Consider the following 21,878-nt stretch of genomic DNA (forward strand, 5'->3'; position numbering starts at 1 on the left):
ACTCTTGGCAGAGAGATGTTTTAAATGGCAAACAACGACCGAATTCCGGACCCTACAGAAGCGGCTAAAAACCTTTTTGGCTCGATTCTCAAAGAGGGCAAGACGCTCGCCGACGAGGTCTCAGGCAATGCCAAAGCAGTTGCCAAGTCAGCGCTTGGTAATCTCGATGTCGTCAGCCGAGACGAGTTTGACGCCCAAAGAGCTGTGCTGCTGCGAACCCGAGCTCGGGTTGAGCAGCTCGAAGCAGAAATCGAAACACTCCTGACGAAGCTAGACGAATTAGAAAAAAATAAGTAACACCCACCGGGACATGAGGTCCTGTGTATGACAAGGATGTCTTATGTCGCTTTCTCGCGTCGCGACGCGATCTCGCCTTGGTTTAAACGCCGTTTCGGTTCAGGTTGAAGTCCACCTAAGCCCCGGACTGCCCGCTATTGCGATGGTAGGTATGCCAGAGTCCGTCATGCGCGAGGCGAAAGAGCGCGTTCGAAGCGCTGTGATCTCATCGGGGTTTCGTTGGCCGGACAGTCGACTCACTATTAATATTGCGCCCGCCAGCACACCTAAATCGGGTGCGAGTTTTGACCTCCCTATTGCAATAGCCGTACTTATTGCCTCGGGGCAGCTATCGTCAAAACTTGCAGAGTCGGCCGAGTTTTACGGAGAGCTCAGTCTAAGTGGCGATGTGCTACCTACATCCGGTCTTCTCGCGGCGGCCTGGAGCAATCGCGACTCAACCACGCGATTATTCGCACCCAGGGCTAATGCGCCTCAAATGGCGTCGCTTGCGCAGCACGTTATGGCTGTCGACAACCTCAATGCGTTTAGAGAGCCGCATCGCCTCGACACCGTGAAGCATCCACAGCACATCACGACGCCTAGACCTTCTAGCAAACATCATTTACCCGCGGGCCAGCCTGAGCTTTGGCGGACGGCCACGCTCTGCGCATCGGGCGGCCACCATTTGCTGATATCCGGAGAACCCGGTGCCGGTAAAACCATGACAGCAAGATTGATCGGCGAATTACTTCCAGAACCAACGAAGCAAGATCAACTGGAATCCGCCTTGATTTTTGATGTCGCGGGTCAGACTTTTGATGGTCATCGACCACTGCGTGCACCGCATCACACGATCAGCTCAGCGGGACTGGTCGGCGGAACTCGGTATGCGACCCCGGGCGAAATAAGCCTCGCGCATACCGGGGTTTTATTCCTCGATGAGTTTCCCGAATTTTCACTCGCCACAATTGAAAATTTGCGACAACCAATGGAGTCGGGTGAAGTTCGGATTAGCAGAGCCGAGATAACACAAACCTACCCGGCGCGATTTCAACTCATTGCCGCCATGAATCCCTGCCCTTGTGGCTATCGAGACTCGCGATCTAAGGCATGTCGCTGCTCTAGCGCAGCGCTCGCACGCTACGACGCGAAGTTGTCGGGCCCCTTGCTCGATAGAATTGATCTTTTCGTTAACGTCTCGCGCTCAAAACTAGTCGATATCATGCAACAGACGAGCGAGCATCAAGAGCAGCTGATCAATTTGAAGGCTGTTGTTAACGCCGCCCATGAACGGCAAGTTTTGCGTCAGGGCTGTAGCAACGCGCGCATTGACGCAGCCGATCTCATCGATCTTTGCTCACTTAATCAAAAGACGCGGCAATGGCTGGTATTGACGGGGGAGAAATTAAAGCTCTCGGGGCGCAGTTTACATCGATGCCTGCGGGTCGGTAGGACCATTGCCGACATCGATGGTCGCGCAGAGGTGACCGAGGGTGATTTGAGCGAGGCCTTGGCCTATCGAAAGGACAGTGACCTCGTATCGTGAATGTGGGTTAGCCGACGTACTACCGGGCGAGGCGCCCTTTAGAATGTCGTGATGTACTCCGCAAGTTGTTGCATATCGTCATCACTCAGCATTGCCGCCTGTCCCCACATGAGTGCACTTTGCGCACCCACTGTTTCGTTGGCTTTGTACGCTGTAAGTCGTCCGATTATGTAGTCCGCATCTCGGCCCGCAAGTTGAGGACCAATGCCGCCACCACCATTTGGGCCATGGCATGCCGCACATCCGGCATATTTCGCTTCACCCGGCAATGCAGCGACTTCGGCTACATCCGCGCCGGCGGCCGCGCCACAATCTTCACCCGACACACAAACGGTTGAGAAAGACTTAATACGATCAGCAATGGCTGCACGCTGTTCGTCGGTTTGCGCGAATGCAGAAGCAGAAAGCGCTAATATGGTGACTAATAAATATCGCATGACTCAATAGACTCGGTTGACAGTTTTTCTGGAGCGCGGAGTATACAGACTAAACCGACCGTGAAAAAACTCGGTTGTCCAGATAATGCATATAACATTAGCGTTAGTTACGAACTTTAATGCCAATCGGGCGTATCACGCCTAATTGGGCGGACCAAAAATCACAAAACTCAAGCCGAGAATCAGCCCACAGCGAAGAGGCAAAAATAATGAAGCTCTATACCTTTGACCCTGCACCCAACCCCCAGCGCTTAAAAATGTTTATGGACTTCAAGGGAATCGACATCGATACACAGCAAGTCAATTTCCCCGAGGGCGAACAACGTACCGACGCCTACAAGGCCCTTGTTCCCAGCGGAACCGTACCCGCCCTCATACTCGACAACGGGCAGGTGCTTACTTCGGTGTTTGCCATCACACAGTATTTGGAAGCAATTCATCCACAAAAGCCCTTACTCGGTGAGTCAAATGAAGAACGCGCCGTTGTTCTGGATTGGAATCACAGACTGTTTAACGACGTCTTTCGCCCGACAGGTGATGCACTGAGAAACTCAAATCCTGCGTTTACGGGCCGTGCTTTACCGGGCACCCTTGATACTCAGCAGATACCCGAACTCGCCGACCGGGGCAAAGCGCAACTTCTTCACGCCTTTGAGACGCTCAACCGAGAGTTAGGGACACGACCTTTTGTCGCCGGCGACGCATTCACCATGGCCGATATCGACCTACTTGCGGTGATTAAGTTTGCTGGATGGGCGGCAAAGATCGTCCCTGATGAGAGTCAGAAAGACCTTCACGCATGGCAGGCACGCGCAGCATCAGCCTTCGAGGAAGGATGTGCTAGCGGGTGAAATGCTCGCTGCGCCAGATTACCGCCCGCGCCGTCGTCGCTTTGACGGCCTCGGCGGTTCTCGCCAGTTGCTCACCCACCGAGGTAGGCGTCAGTAAACTCGACAACTATGTGAAGCGATTGAGCACCGCCTCAAAGACGCCTGTCTCCGATGTGGCATCGGCTCGTATTGCTAAGCCGCCTGTCATTAACGAGCTCCCCGGGAAAGACGATGCAGACACATTAACTCTCATCGACTTCTTAGCCCTCAGCGGTTGCAAGCTCCAAGCTAATATCGCCAAACGCAATACAACGATGGGGCGTAATGCCTCTGTTTCCCAACACCTTATTTTTGACCTTGAGTTCATACGATTGGCGCCCTCGTGTATCGACAAGCTCCGATCTGACGAAGACAACGAGATTGCAGACCTCTTGGAAGCAAGCCTTGTTTCGCGCACTGAAAGTCTCGTCCATACACTTGCTCGTGGCGTCTTAGGCGGCTCCGAGTGGAGGGAGTTTTGGCGCATACCAGACTCACTAGGTGAGTACCCCTCACAGAGCAGTGGTGACGCAGCGCAGTCATTGTGGGAGCTATCACAGCGAGTAGAGCGCTTTCTAAACGGCACGTGGTCACCGTCAGATGAAAATTTAGAACCTCTCCTTGCCAAGGTCCGCGTCAACGCCGGTGGACAATTACTGCGCGCCGCTATGATTCAAGCGCGTGGATTAACGAAAGCTAATCGCATCCTGAGACAGGCAAGCGAAGCCGGGATGTATTGCTCACAGGGAAAGCTATCGGAGGCTGGCACGATATCGAAGACCGTTGTCGCGAAATATTTTGCTGGTGATGTGCAGGCTTGGTCCGCCGCTGTCGCACAGCGTCATTACGAGATCAATTCACCGATCATTGAGATGGAAGCCGCTCTGACGACGGCGCTATCTGATGATTACCTCTCATGGGCTGCAGCGAGAGACCTGCAATTGGGCGCTCTTTTTTCAGCTCCCCGGCAGCACGTGAGTATTATTCAGGCAGCGCTCGACAACTGCTAGATACCCTTTTGGAGGGACTCGCTCGCGACCAAGCTCTGATATATTTCATCGCTCATAACACTCGGAGTTCGAAGTAAGGTTATCCATGGTCAAGCTTATTTCTTCGTCACTTGAGCCCAGTCAATGTCCAGCAGTAGGGCGGGTACCGCGGACCTTATCCATCGGTCTTTATCAGATGAAGTGGTACGAAGATCCCGATACGCACCGTGAGCGGCTCGCTGCCGGCATTGAAGCCTGTGCAAAGGCTGGCGCCGACATCGTCTTTCTGCCTGAGCTCACGCTCAGCCGGTATCCCGCCGACACTCGCCCTGAAACGCCCTCAGACCGGGAGCCAGAATCGCTTCTTGACGGTCCCACCGTGGCCTTCGCGAAAAAGGCAGCGATTGACAATGGCGTCTTCGTCCAAGCATCACTTTACGAAGCGGTCGATAGGGGCGATGGTCTCGGGTTTAACACCGCTATTTTGGTTAACGCCCAAGGGGATTTAGTTGCAAAGACTCGTAAGCTCCACATCCCCGTCACCGAGGGGTACTTCGAGGATCACTACTTCGCGGAGGGGCCGAGTGAGACCCCCTATCCAGTTCATACAATCCGCCGTGGCGAGACCCTCATCAACGTTGGTTTACCTACCTGCTGGGACGAGTGGTTTCCAGAAGTTGCACGAAGCTACGGTCTTCAGGGTGCGGACATCCTTTCCTACCCAACCGCCATTGGTTCAGAGCCCGACCACCCAAGCTTTAACACACGCCCCTTGTGGCAAAAAGTGATTACAGGACATGCTATTGCAAACGGTCTTTTCATTGCCGTCCCCAATCGAACAGGTACTGAAGGTCTCATCACTTTCTACGGCGGCAGTTTTATTGTTGACCCCTTTGGTCGTATTTTAGCGGAGGCGCCCGAGGATGAAGAAGTGGCGCTGGTAGCGGAAATCGATATTGCGCACCGGCAGGATTGGCTGCAACTTTTCCCGTTTTTTGGCACGCGACGTCCCGATACTTATGCTGCGCTTACCAATCCCCGCATTAACCCGCGCAAAGAGGGTGGTGAAGGTGAGATGGGGCCGATACCGGGCCTTGCGTGGCGCTAAAATGGACCTAGACCTATGATCGATTGGCAGATGCCGCCAGAGTGGGCAGCGCACACGGCAACCTGGATGGGCTTTCCAACGGGCGCTTATGACACATCCGGCATTACTGATGAGGACGCCTTTGGTGCGTGGTCGTCGGTGGCAAACCGTATCTCAGAACATGAACCCGTGAACATGCTGTGCCACCCAGACCAGATAAGCATTGCCAAGCGGGCCTTGTCGTCGGCCGTCACCCTTCATCCGTTCGTGATTGATGACGCCTGGTTAAGAGACTCTGGCCCAACCTTTGTGACCGGAGACGGAAAGCTTGCTGGCATTGATTGGGTCTTCAATGGTTGGGGGGATCACACCGCCTTTGATTGGCGAAACGACGCCTTAGTAGCGAATCATATTATCGAACTCGTGGGCGCCTCGCGTGTGGGCTCTGAGCTCGTCAACGAAGGCGGGGGTATAACCGTAAACGGGACGGGCGATGTCATTCTGACCAAGACCGTGCAACTCGATCCCGGCCGCAATCCCACTCGGGATGCGCAATGGATTGAAGAAGAGATACACAAACGCTTAGGCAGCACGCGAGCGACCTGGTTTGAGCGTGGCTTGTGGCGAGATTATCAAGACCACGGCACGCGTGGACATGTCGATATGGTTGCAGCCTTTGCTCCCGATGGTTCTGTCCTGCTCCATCGGCAGTTTGATACAAGCCACCCTGACAACGCCCTATGGGACGAACACTGCAGTGTGCTCGAAGCCGCGGGATTCAAGGTGCGCGCCATGCCAGCCCCTCGAGTCACTCGCGACAATACAAGCTGGGTCGATTACAGCTACATCAACCACTACGTTGGAAATGGTTTTGTCCTGGTCCCAGGCTTCGCGGACCGCACCGATGAGCATGCGGTCGAGATATTGAAAGATCTGTATCCCGATCGGCATGTGGAGAGTCTAGATGCCCGCGTCATTTTCGCGATGGGAGGTGGTATCCACTGTATAACGCAACAACAGCCTGCGGTTTTGAACTAGGAAATGCGCTTGCCTAACTGCTTCAGGCTGGTCTGAACTGGCGCCAACATTTGGGTACGAGTACTCAACTGTATGACGGTGCCTGTTTTCAGTTAAGCCACTCAGGGAGCGGCTGATTGCCCAGCGACAACTCCATCGTGTTATCACCGACTTGCTGCGCCCCGCGCCCGACCATTTCATCGTAAGCACTGCGCTGGCGAAGTACCGCCTCGATCTGACCGAATTGTTTTATCTGGCGCTGCATCGAGAGCAAGTTTGTTGTTTTGAGCGGCTTACCGGTGTTGTCGGCAATGAGGTGCTCCTCGCCATCAATTTGCACGAAGGCGATGTAAAGGCTCAGATCCACCGACTCGATCACAAAACGATCGATGTTGGACTTGCGCTTAATCTCTTTCAGTTTGAGTTTCACCGGGCGTCTCACGAGGCAGCTCTCTAGGAGCACGTAATTACGCGGTAAAACTAAAGTTGGTTTTTTGCTCGCCAACGGGCTATTACCGGTGCCAATACATCCAGACCTTTGTATTTTTGCAGGTCCCTCGGCGCGTCATCGATCGCACTCCACAGCGACTCCAGGGCCCCCTCAATTGGCGCTAACGCCTTGAGCGAGCAAAGGTGAACACGGATCGTAAAGGCAATAGCACCGGACTGAGGCAGTCGACGCAATGACTGACGTTCTGCGCGATACCAAAGTTCACTGCTCTCATCGGAGACGTCCCAATGGTCACGCGATAAAAAGTGTGGGTGCGGTGTCACTGACCAGTTAAACCGTTGCACGGCACGATCACTGGGTAGGCGCGCAAAAAATCGATCGATCTGACCACCGATTTCACCATTGAGGCGCGGAATAGGACCATGGACTTGCGCCATCGTCAGACCAAGCTTTTCCTCGAGCCGCCAGTCACTTGGGCTACACAGTGACGCCGCCATTAAACGATAAACGCCCTGTTCATCTGGCAACATCACCACCAAGTCATCGGCGACGTTAAGTGACGCCTCCCATAACGCTTCGTAATCGGTCTTTGATACCTCGTTACCCGTTTCAAGCGCAACGAGCGATGCGAATTCGGTGGCCGCTTGAGTGCTTTCCTCAAGCACCTGATACACCCGGTCACCATAGCGCTCGCGCATTTTGAGTTTGTGAGCCCGCCATGAATGGGACGGATCAGCGTCGATCCAGCATCCCTCCATCGATGACAGACCCATTGCGACAATGCGTGGTTCTGCGCAGTGCGGTAAGAAACGGGGCGCAGGTTCTATCCGTGCAAAATCTGGACGGGGGTGTGTCGCCGTGTCGTCTTGGGGAATCATGCGCCCATGATGCCAGAGCTTGCCGATATCACCATCACTTCACGAGGAGAAACACTCGAAGAGCTTCCAAGTTACAGCGGCGTCTATCGGTTCTACTCGAACGAAGAGGCGCTATTATATGTGGGCAAAAGCGTGGACATCAAAGCCCGCGTTTACTCCCACTTTCAGGAAGGCCGAAAGCCGGGTCGGCATCAACGTATCATGACGCAGGTAGCGCGGATTGAGGCGCAGGCTACAGCTGGCGAGATTGGTGCCCTATTAGTTGAGAACGCCGCAATCAAAGCCGAGACGCCACTATACAACCGTCGTCAGCGACAAGTGCGGAAACTCTGGACCATTCACCTAACGCGCTCCAAAGATAACTTTTTGCAGCCCAATAGCGCTGATTTTTCACCTTGGGGTGAGCGCGCTCAGGACAGCTATGGACTCTTTCATAACCGACGCCACGTGGACAATACCATTCGAAGGCATGCGCGGGACCACGGGCTCTGCCTCCGAATGCTAGGGTTAGACGCGGGTAAAGGGCCTTGCTTTCAGTACCAACTGAAACGTTGCGATGGGGCTTGCGCGGGCGATGAAAGCGCTGAAGACCATAACGCGCGCTTGCTCTCCGTTCTGGATCGAGACCGCATTGCTGCATGGCCTTTTCCGGGGCCACTGCTCTTGGTTGAACGAAATATTCGTCCACTGCCCCAGCAACCCAAGGCGCAGTTTCATCTGGTGAATCATTGGTCATGGCTGGGCTGCTTCGATGACCCCCAGGCAGCACAAACCGGGTCGAAAGAGACGCGTGACACGGTGTTTGATCGCGATGCCTATCGCATGCTCATGAGTGCGCTGAGAAAGGGAAAAGTTGAATTGTTAGATGCCGAATCTCTGGCCGAGATGGATAACCCGATTCTCGCAGCGGCATTCGACTAATGGCGGTCAACGTTGTTTGGTTCAAGCGTGACCTTCGCCTGAGCGATCATGCCGCATTAGAGCGCGCTATCTCTCTAAATGCTGACACGCTTTTGCTCTATATTTTGGAGCCCGAGTTAGTTCAAGACCCACATTACCGAGGGCGTCACTGGCAGTTCATAGGCCAGTCGCTCACCGACATGCAAAAAACGCTTTCGTCATTTGGCCACCAACTCGAAGTCGTAGAGGGCAATGCACTTGAGGTACTGAAACGATTACATGAAGCGCGGGGCATAATGACGTTGCTCAGCTATGAGGAGACGGGCCTCGACGTAACCTTTCAACGTGACAGGAACGTAAGCGCTTTTTGCCAAAGCGCGGGTATTGATTGGCAAGAATTTCAAACGAACGGCATTCAGCGAAAACGAAAAGATCGTAAAGGTTGGAATCGGAGCTGGCATAAAGTGATGTCATCTGCATGCCACGATGTAAACCTTAAGGCGCTCAAAACCATGGCGCTCTCGGAACACGAAACGCTGCAGTCACTGCGCACAAAGCGATTTGAGAAGTGGCATCAAAAAAGGAGCGAGATGCAAGCAGGCGGCCCCACCGAGGCGTCTCGTGTGCTCAATAGCTTTCTCGATGACCGAGGCTGGGGCTATCAAAAATTCATCTCCAAGCCGGAAAAAAGTCGGGAGCATTGCTCTCGGTTATCGCCCTACCTCGCCTGGGGAAATTTAAGCATGCGCGAGGCTTATCAGGCGCTTCAACAGCAGGAAAAACGTCGAGGCTGGACGCGAGCTATGAGCGCCTTCGAGTCCCGACTCCACTGGCACTGTCACTTCATACAAAAATTTGAAATGGAGTGCCGGATGGAGTTTGAAGATATAAATCGTGGCTATGCGGCGCAACCGCGAGGTCAAGATGACGCTTTGGTAACCGCATGGAAGGACGGACTAACAGGCTACCCACTTATTGACGCGACCATGCGAGCGCTCAAGGTAACGGGGTACGCGAATTTCCGCTCCAGAGCCATGCTGGTAAGCTTCCTGACGCATCATCTCTGGCAGGACTGGCGGGCAGGTGTAACGCATCTGGGGTCTTTATTTCTCGACTTCGAGCCGGGCATTCATTACCCACAAATGCAAATGCAGGCCGGCGTTACCGGTATCAATACCATTCGTATCTACAATCCGATCAAGCAGTCACTTGACCATGACCCCGACGGCAATTTCATCCGAAAATGGGTGCCAGAACTGCGTGACTTGCCCACACCGCTGGTCCATCAACCGTGGCTCATGTCACCTATGGAACGGATGCTAGACCCTCTTAACTACCCCGACCCCGTCGTCGACCTTAAAGCTTCGTATAAGCGCGCTCGGGATACCTTATGGCAACTCAAAAGCGATCCAATGGTAGCCATCGAGAGAGAGCGTATACTCAGTCAGCATGTGGAGCGTCGTTATCAGAAGCGCTTTGAGGAAACCCAACGAGATTGACTCCTTGCGACGCATTACCCTAGGGCCGTCATGACGCGTGAGAGGCTAGGCTAAAGCAGTCGTGTAAACTGGACTTATCAAAGGCCATTTAATAACGGCCTGCAGGGGGGGGCATCAAAGCGATGCGTTGGTCTGGAGCGCCCCAAAAGTCACATCCAGTCCCGCAAGAAAACGACACAAGGCTTAGCCGAGGCATAAACCACTATGACCACCCTTCCAAATTGGGAACACAGCTATCAAGATCTGGGTTCGCTTTACACAAGCACTGCCGCCGCAGAGAAGGCCTCAAAACCTGAGTGGATGGCCTGGAATGAAGGGCTGGCAACATCACTTAAGTGGCCTGCGGCTTGGTCGAAAACAGACGAAGCGCTACAGGCCTTTAGCGGTCACAGCGAGTTAGCGGGAACGAAGCCCAGTGCCTCCGTCTACGCCGGCCACCAATTTGGTCAGTATAATCCTCAGCTGGGAGATGGCCGCGCCGTGCTCTTGGGTGAATGGGTTGTTGAAAATGGCAGCCGCTACGACATTCAGTTAAAAGGCGCTGGCCCCACACCCTACTCCCGTGGTGGTGACGGTCTATCACCCGTTGGTCCGGTAGTAAGGGAGTACTTACTTTCCGAGGCTATGCATTGCCTGGGTGTGCCATCGACTCGAGCACTTGCAGCCATTGCCACGGGCGATTCAGTCTACCGAAATGAACGAGAACCGGGCGCTGTCATGGTTCGTGTCGCTGACAGCCATCTCCGCTTCGGCAGTATCCAGTACTTCGCTATGACCCGAGACGGTGAAGGTTTATCTGAACTGGTTGGCTATGCAGCAAATCGTCACTACAAAGCGATGGTAGAAGCAAAAGGGGCAACAACAATCGGTCAACAGGCTGAGGTGCTGCTCGAGGAGACAGTTAAACGTATCGCATCACTCGTCGCGCACTGGCAGAGCCTGGGTTTCATTCACGGAGTCATGAACACCGACAATATGCTGCTTTCAGGCCAGACCATCGACTACGGTCCTTGCGCATTCGTCGACACTTACAAGGCCGATGCAAAATTCAGCGCTATCGACTCACAAGGCCGTTATCGGCTGTCAAACCAACCGGGTATCGCGCACTGGAATACGAGCGTTCTCGCGTCCTGTCTTCTTAAGGTGCTCAATAGCGAGGAGGACAAAGCCATCGCCTTTGCGCAAGCAGTCATCGACGAGTTCCCACGGTGGTATGCCGAGGCTTACAAAGCGCGTATGGCGGCAAAATTAGGCTTAGATGCCTTCCGAGAAGAAGACACCGCCTTGGTCGATAATTTCCTTCAAACGTTAGAGACGGATGCACTAGACCTCACACTCGCTTATCGCTGGTTAACTCATGAGGCGCTCGAGGACAGTCATCACACCCCGATGCATCAACTCTTCAAACCCTCGGATGCCTTGCTGAGCTGGCGCACACAGTGGGCGCGCCGCAGAGCCTCTAATAAGGCGTCGAGCAAGGAACTGAATGCCCGAATGGTCAGCGCAAACCCGGTCGTGATTCCACGAAATCATCAGGTAGCGGCAGCCATAGCCGATGCCGAGGTGGGTGACTACCAGACCCTACATCAGGCATTTGAGCGGTGGCAGTCTCCGTTTTCCTGGGAGACTCGCGATACAGAGTGGGCAGCAACACCGAGTTTGTCCGAGCAGGTGACTCGCACTTTTTGTGGTACTTAGACGCCATTAAAACCGTCGATATGCGGCGTAATCCCATGGCTGGAATGACGCGAGGGCTTTATAATCGCCGCGGCGAATGGGAGTGTATTGGGTGAAAACAGAATTTCTTGGAAAAACAGTCAGCGGGCCTTTCACAATTCCTTCAGGAATTGTCTCGACAGCGCCCAGCATTATCCAACGAATTTTTAATGACCTCCCCGAGATCGGCGTGGTTACCACCAAAAGCGTGGGCCCGTCTCCCCGCGCGGGAAACCGTGAACCTGTCTATTCACAATATGCACCGGGCTGTTTTGTCAACGCAGTGGGTCTCACCAACCCCGGTGCTGAAGAAGCGCGTAAGGGATTTGAGTCACTCATCGTACCCGACGACCGCTTCTTGTTGGTCTCAATCTTTGGCGGCAGTATCGAAGAGTTTGTCGAGGTCGCAAAGATTCTTGCCCCGGTAGCCGACGGCCTCGAGCTCAATCTCTCATGCCCGCACGCGCAGGGCTACGGTATGGCTATGGGCCAGGATCCTGAGATGGTTCGCGCCATTGTCAGTGCTGTAAAGGCCGCCGTTGATGTTCCCGTTATTCCTAAGCTGACACCGAATGTAGATCGTATTGAGGATATAGGCCAAGCGGCACTTGAAGCTGGCGCTGACGGTCTATGCGCCATTAATACCGTAGGACCTGGTTACACTGAGAGTCACGGTCACCCAGTGCTCAGTAATGGCATGGGCGGCATGTCAGGAAGTGGCGTTTTACCCACGGCACTAAAGTGCATTCGTGCGCTGAAGTCGATCACCGACAAGCCCATTATTGGCTGCGGTGGCTTGTCCACGGCTGAAGACTGCCGTTCCGCCTTAAACGCTGGGGCAAGTATTGTGGGCGTGGGCTCCGCGTTAAGCGGCATGGACACACAGGACATGAACGTCTACTTCAGGCAGCTCCAAGACGATATTGAATTCGGTAGCGACAAAGCGAGAGCCGGCCTCAATCTCGAGCTAGACATGGACTTTGCCCCCTTTAAAGTGGTCACCAACGAACCGGTATGCGACGACATCACCGTTGTGACCCTCGATGGCAACATCAATATTCAGCCGGGTGAGTACGTTTTCGTTTGGATACCCGGTGTCGGAGAAAAGCCTTTCTCATGCCTGACTGACGCACCACTTCGTCTCGCCGTTATCGACGTAGGTCAGTTCACGAGTGCCTGTTATCAACTCAAGCCTGGCGATGATGTCTACATTCGTGGGCCTCACGGTGCACCCGTCATGCCTCAAGAAAACGCCAATATTATCTGCGTTGCCGGAGGTACCGGCCTTGCCGCGGTTTATCAAATTGCACGCGACTTCGGCTCGGACGAAAACCCTGCTCAGATCTTTGCTGGCGCGCGCAGCGCCGACCGCCTTTACTTTACGGATGAATGCCGCGACATTGCCGATGTGCATATCGCAACAGACGACGGTAGTGCAGGCTTCAATGGGCGAGTGCCTGAAGCGCTTCGTTCTTACCTAGAAACCCTCGACAGTGAGACGTTGGCGCGCACTGAGTTCTACAACTGTGGACCAGAGCCCATGATTCATGCGGCAGAAGCTGTCCAACGTGACTTCGTCAGTGACTCACAAATGTTTAGCGCAATTGATTACACGACAAAGTGCGGTGTTGGCATATGCGGTGCCTGCGCATCACCTGATGGTCGACGTATTTGTGTAGACGGTCCGTTTATCAATACAGCGAGCTAAGCCGCCGCAGTCAGGGGTAGGCCCGCCTAAAACGTCACATTTGGCTGAGATGCCTCAGATTCAGTCCGAAAGAGTTGTTTGAATCACTGTCGATGTTACCTTCGAGGAAAAGAACCATCGAGGGAAGCAGTGATGTCACGTTCATTATGCGGTCTACTCTCAGGGGCAGCGCTTGCCCTCCTCACGACGATACCCGTCGCTTTCGCAGAACCCGTTAAAGAAAACATTGGCCTATTTGGTGGCTACGTAGCGGACATCCTCGCGCTTGACGACAGCGGTACAACCGAGTTGCTCATCGCAGTAGAAAACAGTCAGCGCGGTGTCTATCGCTATGACACCTCAAGCATGACTTGGGGTTCAGAGACTAACCCCCCGGGAACAGCACTGGCGGCTAGTGATAAAACACCCGGCTACGCAAGCCAACTAGAAGGCTACCCCGGTCAGCCAGAATTTGCGTTTGCAACCCTTAGCAATGATAGAACCGGTATGAATCGGCGTCTCTATGGGCACGCGGATTACGGCCGTGCCGTAACGGGCACTCTAGTTTGGGAGGAGATTAACGATCCAACGTCCGGAGCAACCTACGATGATGTTGTCATCATGCATGGACACGCCTCGGGTATGTACTTTGCGCAGAGGGATAAGATCAATGTAATCACTCGCTCGAGCGGTAGTTTGAGTATCTCGAGTATTTTTGAGATGAGCGATATCACCAGCTTGAGCTCTGCGATGGACTGGGAGGTGGTGGACTTTGCGCTAACCGACGTCAGTAAAGCTTATGTCGCAATTCGTAACGGCATGACCGATGCGTACCGACTCTATGAAATCAGCCCCTCTAGCGCACCAACCCGCATCACGCTTCCAGCCGCAGCACCTATCGAATTAAGAACAGGTGTCTGCCCGCTGTCAGACTGTGACGTCAAAGTGGAGTTGGTAACCACCGATTTAGCCGACGCAACGGGTGACACCCTTTACATTGCTGGCTCCTCTGTAAACGCGATGATTTTTAAGTCAACAGATGGAGGCTCGACTTGGGACCAAGGAGCTGATTTTCAGTGCATCAATAACACGGCCTGCGGTGGTGGTGAATTCTATGACGGGTACCCCCGTGGCGACGTTGCACGCTACAAGGGCACGGCAACAAGCGGCACAGAAAGTCGCTATGTCTTTATTGGTAGAGTTGTCTTCGACAACGATACGCCGAGCTCAGGCTGGCAGACAACGGCCAAACTCTCTACGACGGTGATGTCGAGCGGCAGCCCGGTGATCGTTGAATCTAATGCGAATGATCCTGCGGTTGAGCTTGACCCCAACGATTCAACAAAGGTCTACATCGCGACTGACCTTGCGATTGGAGAGATGACGCACACAACCGGCTACCTCAGCTCGGGAAGTGAGATTGCCGCAGCTCAAGGAATCGAAGGACTGATTATCAATGACCTGGATTATTTTGAGATCTCGCCTACCGAGAAGCATCTGTGGATCGCCACCAAGAGTGGGGCCGCTTTTGCACCTAACTATGATCCAACAAACCCAACGTCCGTTTCAGCAGCCTCAAGCTGGGTATTCCCTATTTTTGCAGGGGGTGATGGCGCGCCTCACAGAGCCGTCATCATTGATCCCAATGACAAAGCTAACGTGTTGATGGGGATTGGTTCGGTTTACCGAAATGAGACAGGAGACGGTATCGATCCGTCGAGCGGTGTGTATGACCCGGTTTTGGTAGCCGATAACTCGAACTGGTCGAGAGTGTTCGACCCTGAAAATTTTGCAACAGACCCCTCTGTCGACCCAACAACAACAGATCCACTTTTTGGTGACAACGTGATGCGTTCCTACGCGACGGCTCTTGAGTGGCAGACAAGCTCAGCAGGGAGCTGTGACCGTGCCTATCTCAGTATCGCTAATACTGATGAGGGCGAACAGGGGGGTATTTTCTACTCCGATGATGACGGTGGAACGTGGACCGCCGACACATTGAGCTCGGGTCGCTTTAGTGCGCCAGTCAATACACTACTGTCAAACGATAACTTCTTGTGGGCTGGCGTAGGCGACGAATTTGGGCGGTCCAGTCTCAGTGGCATCTACGCGCGGGTGAGCCTATGTGCCAGCAATGACTGGTGGAAACCGACACATACAGATCCCATCTTCACAGCGATTCAAGCCGACGACTATGTCGTTGCAATAGATGGTGCGACAACACCGTCAGAGGCCTCCATCACTGCTCGAGCCTATATTGGCTCAAACGAAATAGAGAGCACACCACCAACCTCTTCACCGACCTATCGAGTAACAAAGGCGGAGCTTCAAAACTCAACTAGCTGCTCGGGCTTCGCGTGCTGGCAATTCACCGATGTAACGCCCTCGAGTATTTATGGTCCGGTAAGTGCTGTCGCGGTTGATCCAAGCGACACAGCGCATGTTTGGGTGTCGTATTCAAACTGTATACAAGAGTCCACCGATGGTGGCTCTACGTGGTCCGACTTTGGCGGTGCTTGCACCGATGACCACGAGGACGTGGTGGCCTTGGTATATGACGACTTGATTGCAGGAACCTCGCAGGGCGCCTATGCCTATGCATCTGAGCCCTCGGAGGAGACCGATAGCGACGCGGACGGCGTTTCGGACGAAGAGGATGCCTTCCCAGACGATCCTGCAGCATCTGTGGATACCGATGAAGATGGTATGCCCGATGAATGGAACGCAGGTGCAACGGAGATCCAAATTTCAGAGTCCAGCCTGACGCTGGATGACGACGATGATAATGATGGCTTTACGGATGTGGAGGAGGCAGACGCAGGAACTGACCCCCAATCCGCCAATTCAACGCCTTTACCATCTGGACTGAGCATTGCACTCATCGCCGCCGTACTGAATACATCAGAAGAGGCGAGCTCACCCGCGAGCTTTGACTTCACCGCCGACTTTGAAAGCCAGGATCCGTCGGCGGACGCACCCGTTACGGGTTGGAGTGTTTACGTCAATGTCTTCACTGGCGATGCCTACGCCTATGGGTATGGATTTGACGCCAAAGTGAACGATGAGCAGGCACTGAACATCTCAGATGAAGTTGGTACCGGACAAGGAGCCCAATCCTTAAACGTCTATTCCGACTACAGTAATCGGGAGGCGCAAGAGAGCGGGCAACGTGTCGAGGTAAACGTTTATCGCGAGTTTACGATCGACGCTGCCGATACCGGTGACATTCGCTTCGAGTTCGACGCAAAACGCCCCTCAGATACATCCTTAGGCATCAATTCGCCGGGGTCAGCCGCGGGCTTTATTAAAATTCTTGACCCCAACAACGGCTATCAAACAGTCGTGTACGAGACGGTTGATACGACAAATATCTCATCGTCAACTTGGTCTCGTCTGGGAGTCGAAGTAACGCTGGATGGGGCTACGCAAGCTGGGCTGCTAATTCAGTTTGGCTTCACCGTATCGTCGACAAACGATGCTGCTTCAGGGGTTCTCTACGATAACGCCACAGCCTTTAGGAAATAGATATTCGGGTGGCAACCTCAGGTTGTCGCCCGAAATTTCCTTTTTGTTTCTCATGACCCCCTAGAAAAGGGAGATACGCTCACGCACTGCGGGCGGCGAGCTTTTTGTTTACACTGCCTGACGAAAATATTTGAGGGCAGCTTCATGGGCACAAAACTCGTATCAATTTCTGTTGTCGTCACGTTGACCGTTCTCGGTATCTCGTGGCTTGGCGATCAAACGGGCTCAAGCCTTTACGGACTGCCGCTCATGGCGGCAATGGCACTGGGTGTATTTATTGTTCAGTGGATTGGGCTTACACACGCGCGACTCTTTGAGACCGAGCACTACTTCGATTTAGTAGGAAGCCTGACGTATATCACCGTTACCATCCTCGCTATTCAGCAAGCGGCTGACTTTGGTCTACGACAACAACTGATTGCTGGGGCTGTCATTGTCTGGGCAGCGCGACTTGGACCGTTCCTCTTCATGCGGATCCAAAAAGCCGGAGAGGACCGTCGCTTCAGAAAGATCAAACTTTCCACACCGCGGTTTCTGCTTACATGGACCCTTCAGGGAACATGGGTATTCATTACGGCCGGTGCTGCCTTGGCCGCCATCATGACCCCAAACGCGAGCCCTCTCGGCAATGTTTTCTTTGTGGGTGTCGCAATGTGGGTTGTTGGTATGGGTATCGAGGTGATTGCCGACAACCAAAAGAGTGCGTTCAAAGCCAACCCTGTCAACGAAGGTAAATTCATCAACACCGGTATCTGGGCGCGCTCACAGCACCCTAACTACTTTGGGGAAATTTTGTTGTGGGCAGGTGTTGCCGTTATGGCCTTGCCCTCTCTGAGTGGCAGCGCTTACATCTTCTTGGTGTCGCCGTTCTTTGTTGCATTGCTGCTCACTAAAATTAGTGGCGTTCCGCTACTTCGTAAGTCTGGCGATGAGCGCTGGGGCGATGACCCCGAGTATCAAGCCTATCGGAAGAATACGCCGACTCTGATTCCTCGACTCTTTTGAGAAAGATACCGACACAAAAAAGCCGGCAATCGCCGGCTTTTTTATTTTTTGCCCCAACTAGCTACCGCCTTCATCTTTTGAAGACCGTTTAACCCTCTGCCTAAGCGTATTGCACTTGGAGACTCGCTAGGCAAGAGTGAAAACCTTCCATTGTAGTCTCCACAATCTCTTCGGCTGATCTGGCCTCATTGATTCTTCCCATCACCTGACCCGTCAAGGGGATGGCCGCCTCTAAATCACCGCCAAAGTAGAGATCAAGAATATTCGCCATGTGCTCAAACGGCTGGAACTGCCCCATGAGCTCAAGCTCACCAGTGCGCTCCGTCCGCATGGCACGAAGTGCCGGTCGACCCTGCTGGTTTAAAAACACGGTATCGGTCTCTTTACCTTCGTAAATCGCGTTCTTCCAGTTCGGATGAACTGGTGAGTCTGCACAGCTCAACATAGCGGTGCCCAGCTGGACCCCTTCGGCACCCATTGCAAATGCGGCGGCCATTGTGGGCCCATCGCAAATACCACCGGCGGCAATAATCGGGACCTCGGTGCGCTCGCGAATAAGTGGCAATAGAACCATAGTTGAAACCGGTCTGGGATTCTTGAAGCCGCCACCCTCGCCGCCCTCGACCACGAGGCCATCAACGCCAGCATCCAGGGCCTTAAGCGCCATATCTAAGGTGGGTACAACATGAAACACTTTGATTCCCGCCTCTTGAAATACGCGAGTGCATAAATCAGGGCTTCCTGACGAGGTCGTCACAAATTTGATGTCCTGCTCGATCACGAAATCGATCACGTTTGTGCCCTTCACAAACGCGAGTGCCACGTTCATCCCGAAAGGCTTATCGGTCATCTCATGCATCTTGGCGACTTCACCCTTGATCGCCTCAAAGTCACCCGAGGAAGTTTCGATAATACCCATCGCACCTGCGTTTGACACAGCAGAGGCCAGCTGAGCACGGGCTATCCAGCCCATGGGTGCTTGGAGAATCGGGTAGTCGACACCGGTCATCTCAGTGACGCGATTTTTAATAGGGGCTGGTTTCACATCGACCTCTTTTATTTTGAATCATAGGCGTCGCAACATACCGGACACAGATATTGGGTCAAGTGAGCGTCAAAAAAGCGAAATTGGCAGCGAGAAAAAAATGAAGCCATGTACGTTTGGAGGAGGCGCAGACATCATTCGGAACGCTTTAAGGTGTATTGAGTAGGGGTGGTAATTCCCTACTCGTTCACCACGAGGGCTAGGTTAATCACACTAAATTTCGCATTGCCCCAAGAATCCCTCAAGGCAATGCGATGATCTTAAATAGCATCGAGATTCCGATAAGTCAGACTTTGTTCGTACGCACGCTCAACTTGTCCGCTTGAGAACCGGAACATACAGGAGTCGTCGGTGTAATCCATATAGTTGAACACATCATCGTCTGGAGACTTCCTACAGCTATCGGTACCGACAGGGCAACCGTAGTTGGGGGAGCGGACTGCTGGCGTATCTGCTACGAAGTCTCCACCTCCACGACAGCCGCCTTGGAAGGTGTGATAAAGACCCAACCAATGACCTACTTCGTGAACTGTTGTGTCACCGCCGTTGTATGGCTCAGCAATGCCGCCTGGAAGCGAGGCCCCTAAGACGACAATGCCGTCGTTGCTCGGTGCACTCGTGTAAGAGCTTGGGAACGTCGCCCAGCCTAATAAGCCACCACCTGGATTACTAACATAAATATTGAGATCACCCCGATCACCGCGGCGAAGCGATGATTTCATTTGCGCTTCCGCGGCACTTCCCGGTCCGGCGGTGTACCAACTTGTATTGTCGTAGCGGTCGATCCCACCGATCTGCTGGAAATAATAGGGCGTTGAAGAAAAGGCCGCATTGAGCACCTGAATCTGCTCTAAGACCTGTGAATCGCTTGCCGGGCAAGAACCGCCACTCGTGCAAATCACATTGATGTAAGTCTCAATAACGATAGATCCCGGACTTGGAACCGTTGTTGTCGGCGGCTCTTCACCGCCACCACCGCCACCGCCATTGCCATTGCCATTACCACCTCCAGGGCGATCAGGCTTCTTTCCGTTTTTCACTTGACGTAAAAGGTCTCTAAAGCGCTTTTCTTCTTTAGCCGCTTTTGCCGCACCTGGGTGCTCGGTACCACAGCGAAGAAATTTTGCGTTGCTATTGGCATTCTCGATTGCAGAGTCACTGGGACCAGCAAGCAAGTTTGGGGCATTTGACGCGGATGCTATGGCAACCGCAAGAGGGAGAAGTAATCTCATGCTATGCGCTCCTCTACGTGCAGACCCAGTCCCTTCCTATCCCTGGTTTCTGCGTAAAAAAAAGCGCATCCATGCAATGTAGTCGTTAACTACAACGTCAACACTATAAGAATTTTCCTTTGCGTACCACTATCACACTTCAAAAGTTCGCCTCTGATCCAGACGTCAGAGCTCTTAAACCCGGTGTTGTATCCACCACTCCATCTCTTCAATGTGGTCTTTGCCGAAGAACTGCTCGTCGCCAACGAAGAAAGCAGGAATTCCAAAGACACCGCGATCAACGGCCCCTTGTGTATTGGCAACCAAAGCCGCTTTTACCTCAGGGTCCTGCGTTGCCTCCAATAAACCTTGCCCATCAAAGCCCGCATCATTAAAAGCTTTAACGAACACCTCTGGGTCATCCATCTTCAAACCGTTTTCCCACATCATTTTAACGCCCGCCTCGACATATGCGGTGACATCATTGTCGCGTCCATAAGCAACGCATGCGCGCATCAAAAGTAGGGTGTTAACGGGAAAATGCGGGTTCATCGTAAATTTAGTGAACCCATGGCGGTCGCAATAACGCTCCATTTCACGCATAAACATAGCGTTTTTTCCGGCGACGCCTGCGAAATTCATCATGGGCGGCTGATTGTTAGTCGACTTGAAGATACCGCCGAGTAGGCAGGGGGTGATCTCGAGTGTTGCGCCCGTTCGTTGAGCTACATCTTTAACCGTGAAATAAGACAAGTAGGCATTTGGACTGCCAAAGTCAAAAATAAACTCGATGGTTTTACTCATGGGGATCCCTCACTGTCTTATTTTATTCAGATGCTTAGTAGGCCAATAAACCTCTCGCATGTCCATGAGGGACTCCCGAAATAAACCAAGCGATGCAGGCATACCCGCGAAAACATGAAAACCTTGGAAAACTCGGGGGCTGTCGATACGACAAGGGGGAATCACTTCGTTGGCGAGAAGTCCTTCCCCTAAAAGGGCCAGTCTCAAGCGAACAAAATAACCAACAGACCAACCAACTGCAGCATATTAATAAGCACAGACAGCTTGTGCCCGCGATCAAATCGAGTGCCCGCGGCAGCATCCCCAGCAAGCTGCGCGTCACGCGCATCATTAATTTTTGGAACAAGCGACTGCCGAACCCACAGCGTACTCAAAGCCACCGCTAAACAGACGGTTGCAGGAACGCTCAGCACTAACCCCACCCCCCCTTGGTAAAGGGCAAAAGCGAGTGCACTTAGCGTAATCATAAAAACGTAATAGCGCGGGAACATCGACCGTAAAAACTGCCCTGCCTCAACTTCGGGCAATGACGTGAATACAATAGGCGCCACGACAATGGGGAAAAAAAGCATCCCGCCTAGCAGCAATAAAACGACCGCATTCGCCAGCTCAATCATCTGTCATCCTTTATTTCAGCGCTTATATTGGGTCGGGCAGTATCCGCGTCCCACGTCAAAACCACGTAACTTTCTGTGCTTGGTAACCCGGCCAGAGACCCTTTTTCGCCACAAACGAAACGAACTTGGCTTCATGGTGCGTCGCATGAGTTTGATTGTTTCAGGTTCGCTGAGTCCAAACGTCGCTTCTATTACCTCAAACGGTGTTCGATCCTCCCACGCCATTTCAACGACACGAGATATGTCAGATTCGGAAAGTGCCGCTGCAGGATTACTCATGCGGCAAGATTAACAACCCGAGAAGGCGCCCAACCTT

The 21,878-nt window shown here is 53.2% G+C and carries 21 protein-coding genes; 13 read left to right on the forward strand and 8 right to left on the reverse strand.

The window, feature by feature from the left end; translation table 11 throughout:
* The first annotated feature begins 24 nt into the window (after positions 1-24).
* Both E0F26_RS00900 and E0F26_RS00905 read left to right on the forward strand, forming a co-directional pair.
* Positions 25-297 (forward strand): accessory factor UbiK family protein, encoded by a 273-nt coding sequence (locus E0F26_RS00900; RefSeq protein WP_279242160.1) that lies wholly within the window; start codon positions 25-27, stop codon positions 295-297.
* A 43-nt stretch (positions 298-340) separates the two neighbouring features.
* Entirely contained in the window at positions 341-1,825 is a 1,485-nt protein-coding gene (locus tag E0F26_RS00905; protein WP_279242161.1) for a YifB family Mg chelatase-like AAA ATPase, read from the forward strand.
* A gap of 38 nt (positions 1,826-1,863) precedes the next feature.
* Here E0F26_RS00905 and E0F26_RS00910 read toward each other — a convergent pair whose 3' ends face one another.
* Entirely contained in the window at positions 1,864-2,262 is a 399-nt protein-coding gene (locus E0F26_RS00910; RefSeq protein ID WP_279242162.1) for a c-type cytochrome, read from the reverse strand.
* 209 nt (positions 2,263-2,471) lie between these two features.
* Between E0F26_RS00910 and E0F26_RS00915 the strand changes: the two genes are divergently transcribed.
* The 4 genes from E0F26_RS00915 (at position 2,472) to E0F26_RS00930 (ending at position 6,245) form a co-directional block, all read left to right on the forward strand.
* Positions 2,472-3,113 carry a glutathione S-transferase family protein gene (locus E0F26_RS00915; RefSeq protein ID WP_279242163.1) on the forward strand — a complete coding sequence of 214 codons (642 nt, stop codon included), beginning with the start codon at positions 2,472-2,474 and terminating at the stop codon, positions 3,111-3,113.
* Positions 3,110-4,141 carry a DUF3080 family protein gene (locus tag E0F26_RS00920; RefSeq protein WP_279242164.1) on the forward strand — a complete coding sequence of 344 codons (1,032 nt, stop codon included), beginning with the start codon at positions 3,110-3,112 and terminating at the stop codon, positions 4,139-4,141. The genes E0F26_RS00915 and E0F26_RS00920 overlap by 4 nt, the downstream gene beginning before the upstream one ends.
* A gap of 85 nt (positions 4,142-4,226) precedes the next feature.
* Positions 4,227-5,228 (forward strand): nitrilase-related carbon-nitrogen hydrolase, encoded by a 1,002-nt coding sequence (locus E0F26_RS00925; protein WP_279242165.1) that lies wholly within the window; start codon positions 4,227-4,229, stop codon positions 5,226-5,228.
* A 15-nt stretch (positions 5,229-5,243) separates the two neighbouring features.
* Positions 5,244-6,245 (forward strand): agmatine deiminase family protein, encoded by a 1,002-nt coding sequence (locus tag E0F26_RS00930; RefSeq protein ID WP_279242166.1) that lies wholly within the window; start codon positions 5,244-5,246, stop codon positions 6,243-6,245.
* Positions 6,246-6,333: 88 nt separating this feature from the next.
* Here E0F26_RS00930 and E0F26_RS00935 read toward each other — a convergent pair whose 3' ends face one another.
* Positions 6,334-6,654, reverse strand: a complete 321-nt coding sequence (locus E0F26_RS00935) for a DUF6482 family protein (RefSeq protein ID WP_279242167.1) — start codon at positions 6,652-6,654, stop codon at positions 6,334-6,336.
* Between the two features lie 50 nt (positions 6,655-6,704).
* Positions 6,705-7,553 (reverse strand): heme-dependent oxidative N-demethylase family protein, encoded by an 849-nt coding sequence (locus tag E0F26_RS00940; RefSeq protein ID WP_279242168.1) that lies wholly within the window; start codon positions 7,551-7,553, stop codon positions 6,705-6,707.
* Between the two features lie 6 nt (positions 7,554-7,559).
* On the opposite strand from E0F26_RS00940, the gene E0F26_RS00945 reads away from it, so the two are divergent.
* The 6 genes from E0F26_RS00945 (at position 7,560) to E0F26_RS00970 (ending at position 17,885) form a co-directional block, all read left to right on the forward strand.
* Entirely contained in the window at positions 7,560-8,474 is a 915-nt protein-coding gene (locus E0F26_RS00945) for a GIY-YIG nuclease family protein (protein ID WP_279242169.1), read from the forward strand.
* Positions 8,474-9,952: a cryptochrome/deoxyribodipyrimidine photo-lyase family protein gene (locus E0F26_RS00950; RefSeq protein ID WP_279242170.1), complete on the forward strand. Its 1,479-nt coding sequence runs from the start codon at positions 8,474-8,476 to the stop codon at positions 9,950-9,952. The genes E0F26_RS00945 and E0F26_RS00950 overlap by 1 nt, the downstream gene beginning before the upstream one ends.
* Positions 9,953-10,156: 204 nt before the next feature.
* The gene (locus tag E0F26_RS00955) at positions 10,157-11,650 is read left to right on the forward strand and encodes a protein adenylyltransferase SelO (protein ID WP_279242171.1); all 1,494 of its coding nucleotides are present in this window, start codon (positions 10,157-10,159) and stop codon (positions 11,648-11,650) included.
* A gap of 91 nt (positions 11,651-11,741) precedes the next feature.
* Positions 11,742-13,376, forward strand: coding sequence for a tRNA-dihydrouridine synthase (locus E0F26_RS00960; protein WP_279242172.1), 1,635 nt, complete (start codon positions 11,742-11,744; stop codon positions 13,374-13,376).
* 132 nt (positions 13,377-13,508) lie between these two features.
* A complete protein-coding gene (locus E0F26_RS00965) occupies positions 13,509-16,880 on the forward strand; it encodes a beta propeller repeat protein (protein WP_279242173.1) in 3,372 nt (1,123 codons plus the stop codon).
* Between the two features lie 144 nt (positions 16,881-17,024).
* Positions 17,025-17,885 (forward strand): DUF1295 domain-containing protein, encoded by an 861-nt coding sequence (locus E0F26_RS00970; protein ID WP_279242174.1) that lies wholly within the window; start codon positions 17,025-17,027, stop codon positions 17,883-17,885.
* A gap of 100 nt (positions 17,886-17,985) precedes the next feature.
* Here E0F26_RS00970 and E0F26_RS00975 read toward each other — a convergent pair whose 3' ends face one another.
* The 5 genes from E0F26_RS00975 to E0F26_RS00995 form a co-directional block, all read right to left on the reverse strand.
* Complete coding sequence (locus E0F26_RS00975; RefSeq protein WP_279242175.1) at positions 17,986-18,930, reverse strand: NAD(P)H-dependent flavin oxidoreductase; 945 nt, start codon at positions 18,928-18,930, stop codon at positions 17,986-17,988.
* Between the two features lie 260 nt (positions 18,931-19,190).
* Positions 19,191-20,162, reverse strand: a complete 972-nt coding sequence (locus tag E0F26_RS00980) for a zinc metalloprotease (protein WP_279242176.1) — start codon at positions 20,160-20,162, stop codon at positions 19,191-19,193.
* 174 nt (positions 20,163-20,336) lie between these two features.
* The gene (locus E0F26_RS00985) at positions 20,337-20,945 is read right to left on the reverse strand and encodes a 2-hydroxychromene-2-carboxylate isomerase (RefSeq protein ID WP_279242177.1); all 609 of its coding nucleotides are present in this window, start codon (positions 20,943-20,945) and stop codon (positions 20,337-20,339) included.
* A 203-nt stretch (positions 20,946-21,148) separates the two neighbouring features.
* Entirely contained in the window at positions 21,149-21,562 is a 414-nt protein-coding gene (locus E0F26_RS00990) for a DUF4149 domain-containing protein (RefSeq protein ID WP_279242178.1), read from the reverse strand.
* A 15-nt stretch (positions 21,563-21,577) separates the two neighbouring features.
* The gene (locus E0F26_RS00995) at positions 21,578-21,754 is read right to left on the reverse strand and encodes a TIGR03643 family protein (RefSeq protein ID WP_420887710.1); all 177 of its coding nucleotides are present in this window, start codon (positions 21,752-21,754) and stop codon (positions 21,578-21,580) included.
* Between E0F26_RS00995 and E0F26_RS12510 the strand changes: the two genes are divergently transcribed.
* The gene (locus E0F26_RS12510) at positions 21,708-21,854 is read left to right on the forward strand and encodes a hypothetical protein (protein ID WP_420887711.1); all 147 of its coding nucleotides are present in this window, start codon (positions 21,708-21,710) and stop codon (positions 21,852-21,854) included. The genes E0F26_RS00995 and E0F26_RS12510 overlap by 47 nt on opposite strands.
* The last annotated feature ends 24 nt before the right edge of the window (positions 21,855-21,878 follow it).

Source organism: Candidatus Paraluminiphilus aquimaris (assembly GCF_026230195.1).
Taxonomy (GTDB): Bacteria; Pseudomonadota; Gammaproteobacteria; order Pseudomonadales; family Halieaceae; genus Luminiphilus; species Luminiphilus aquimaris.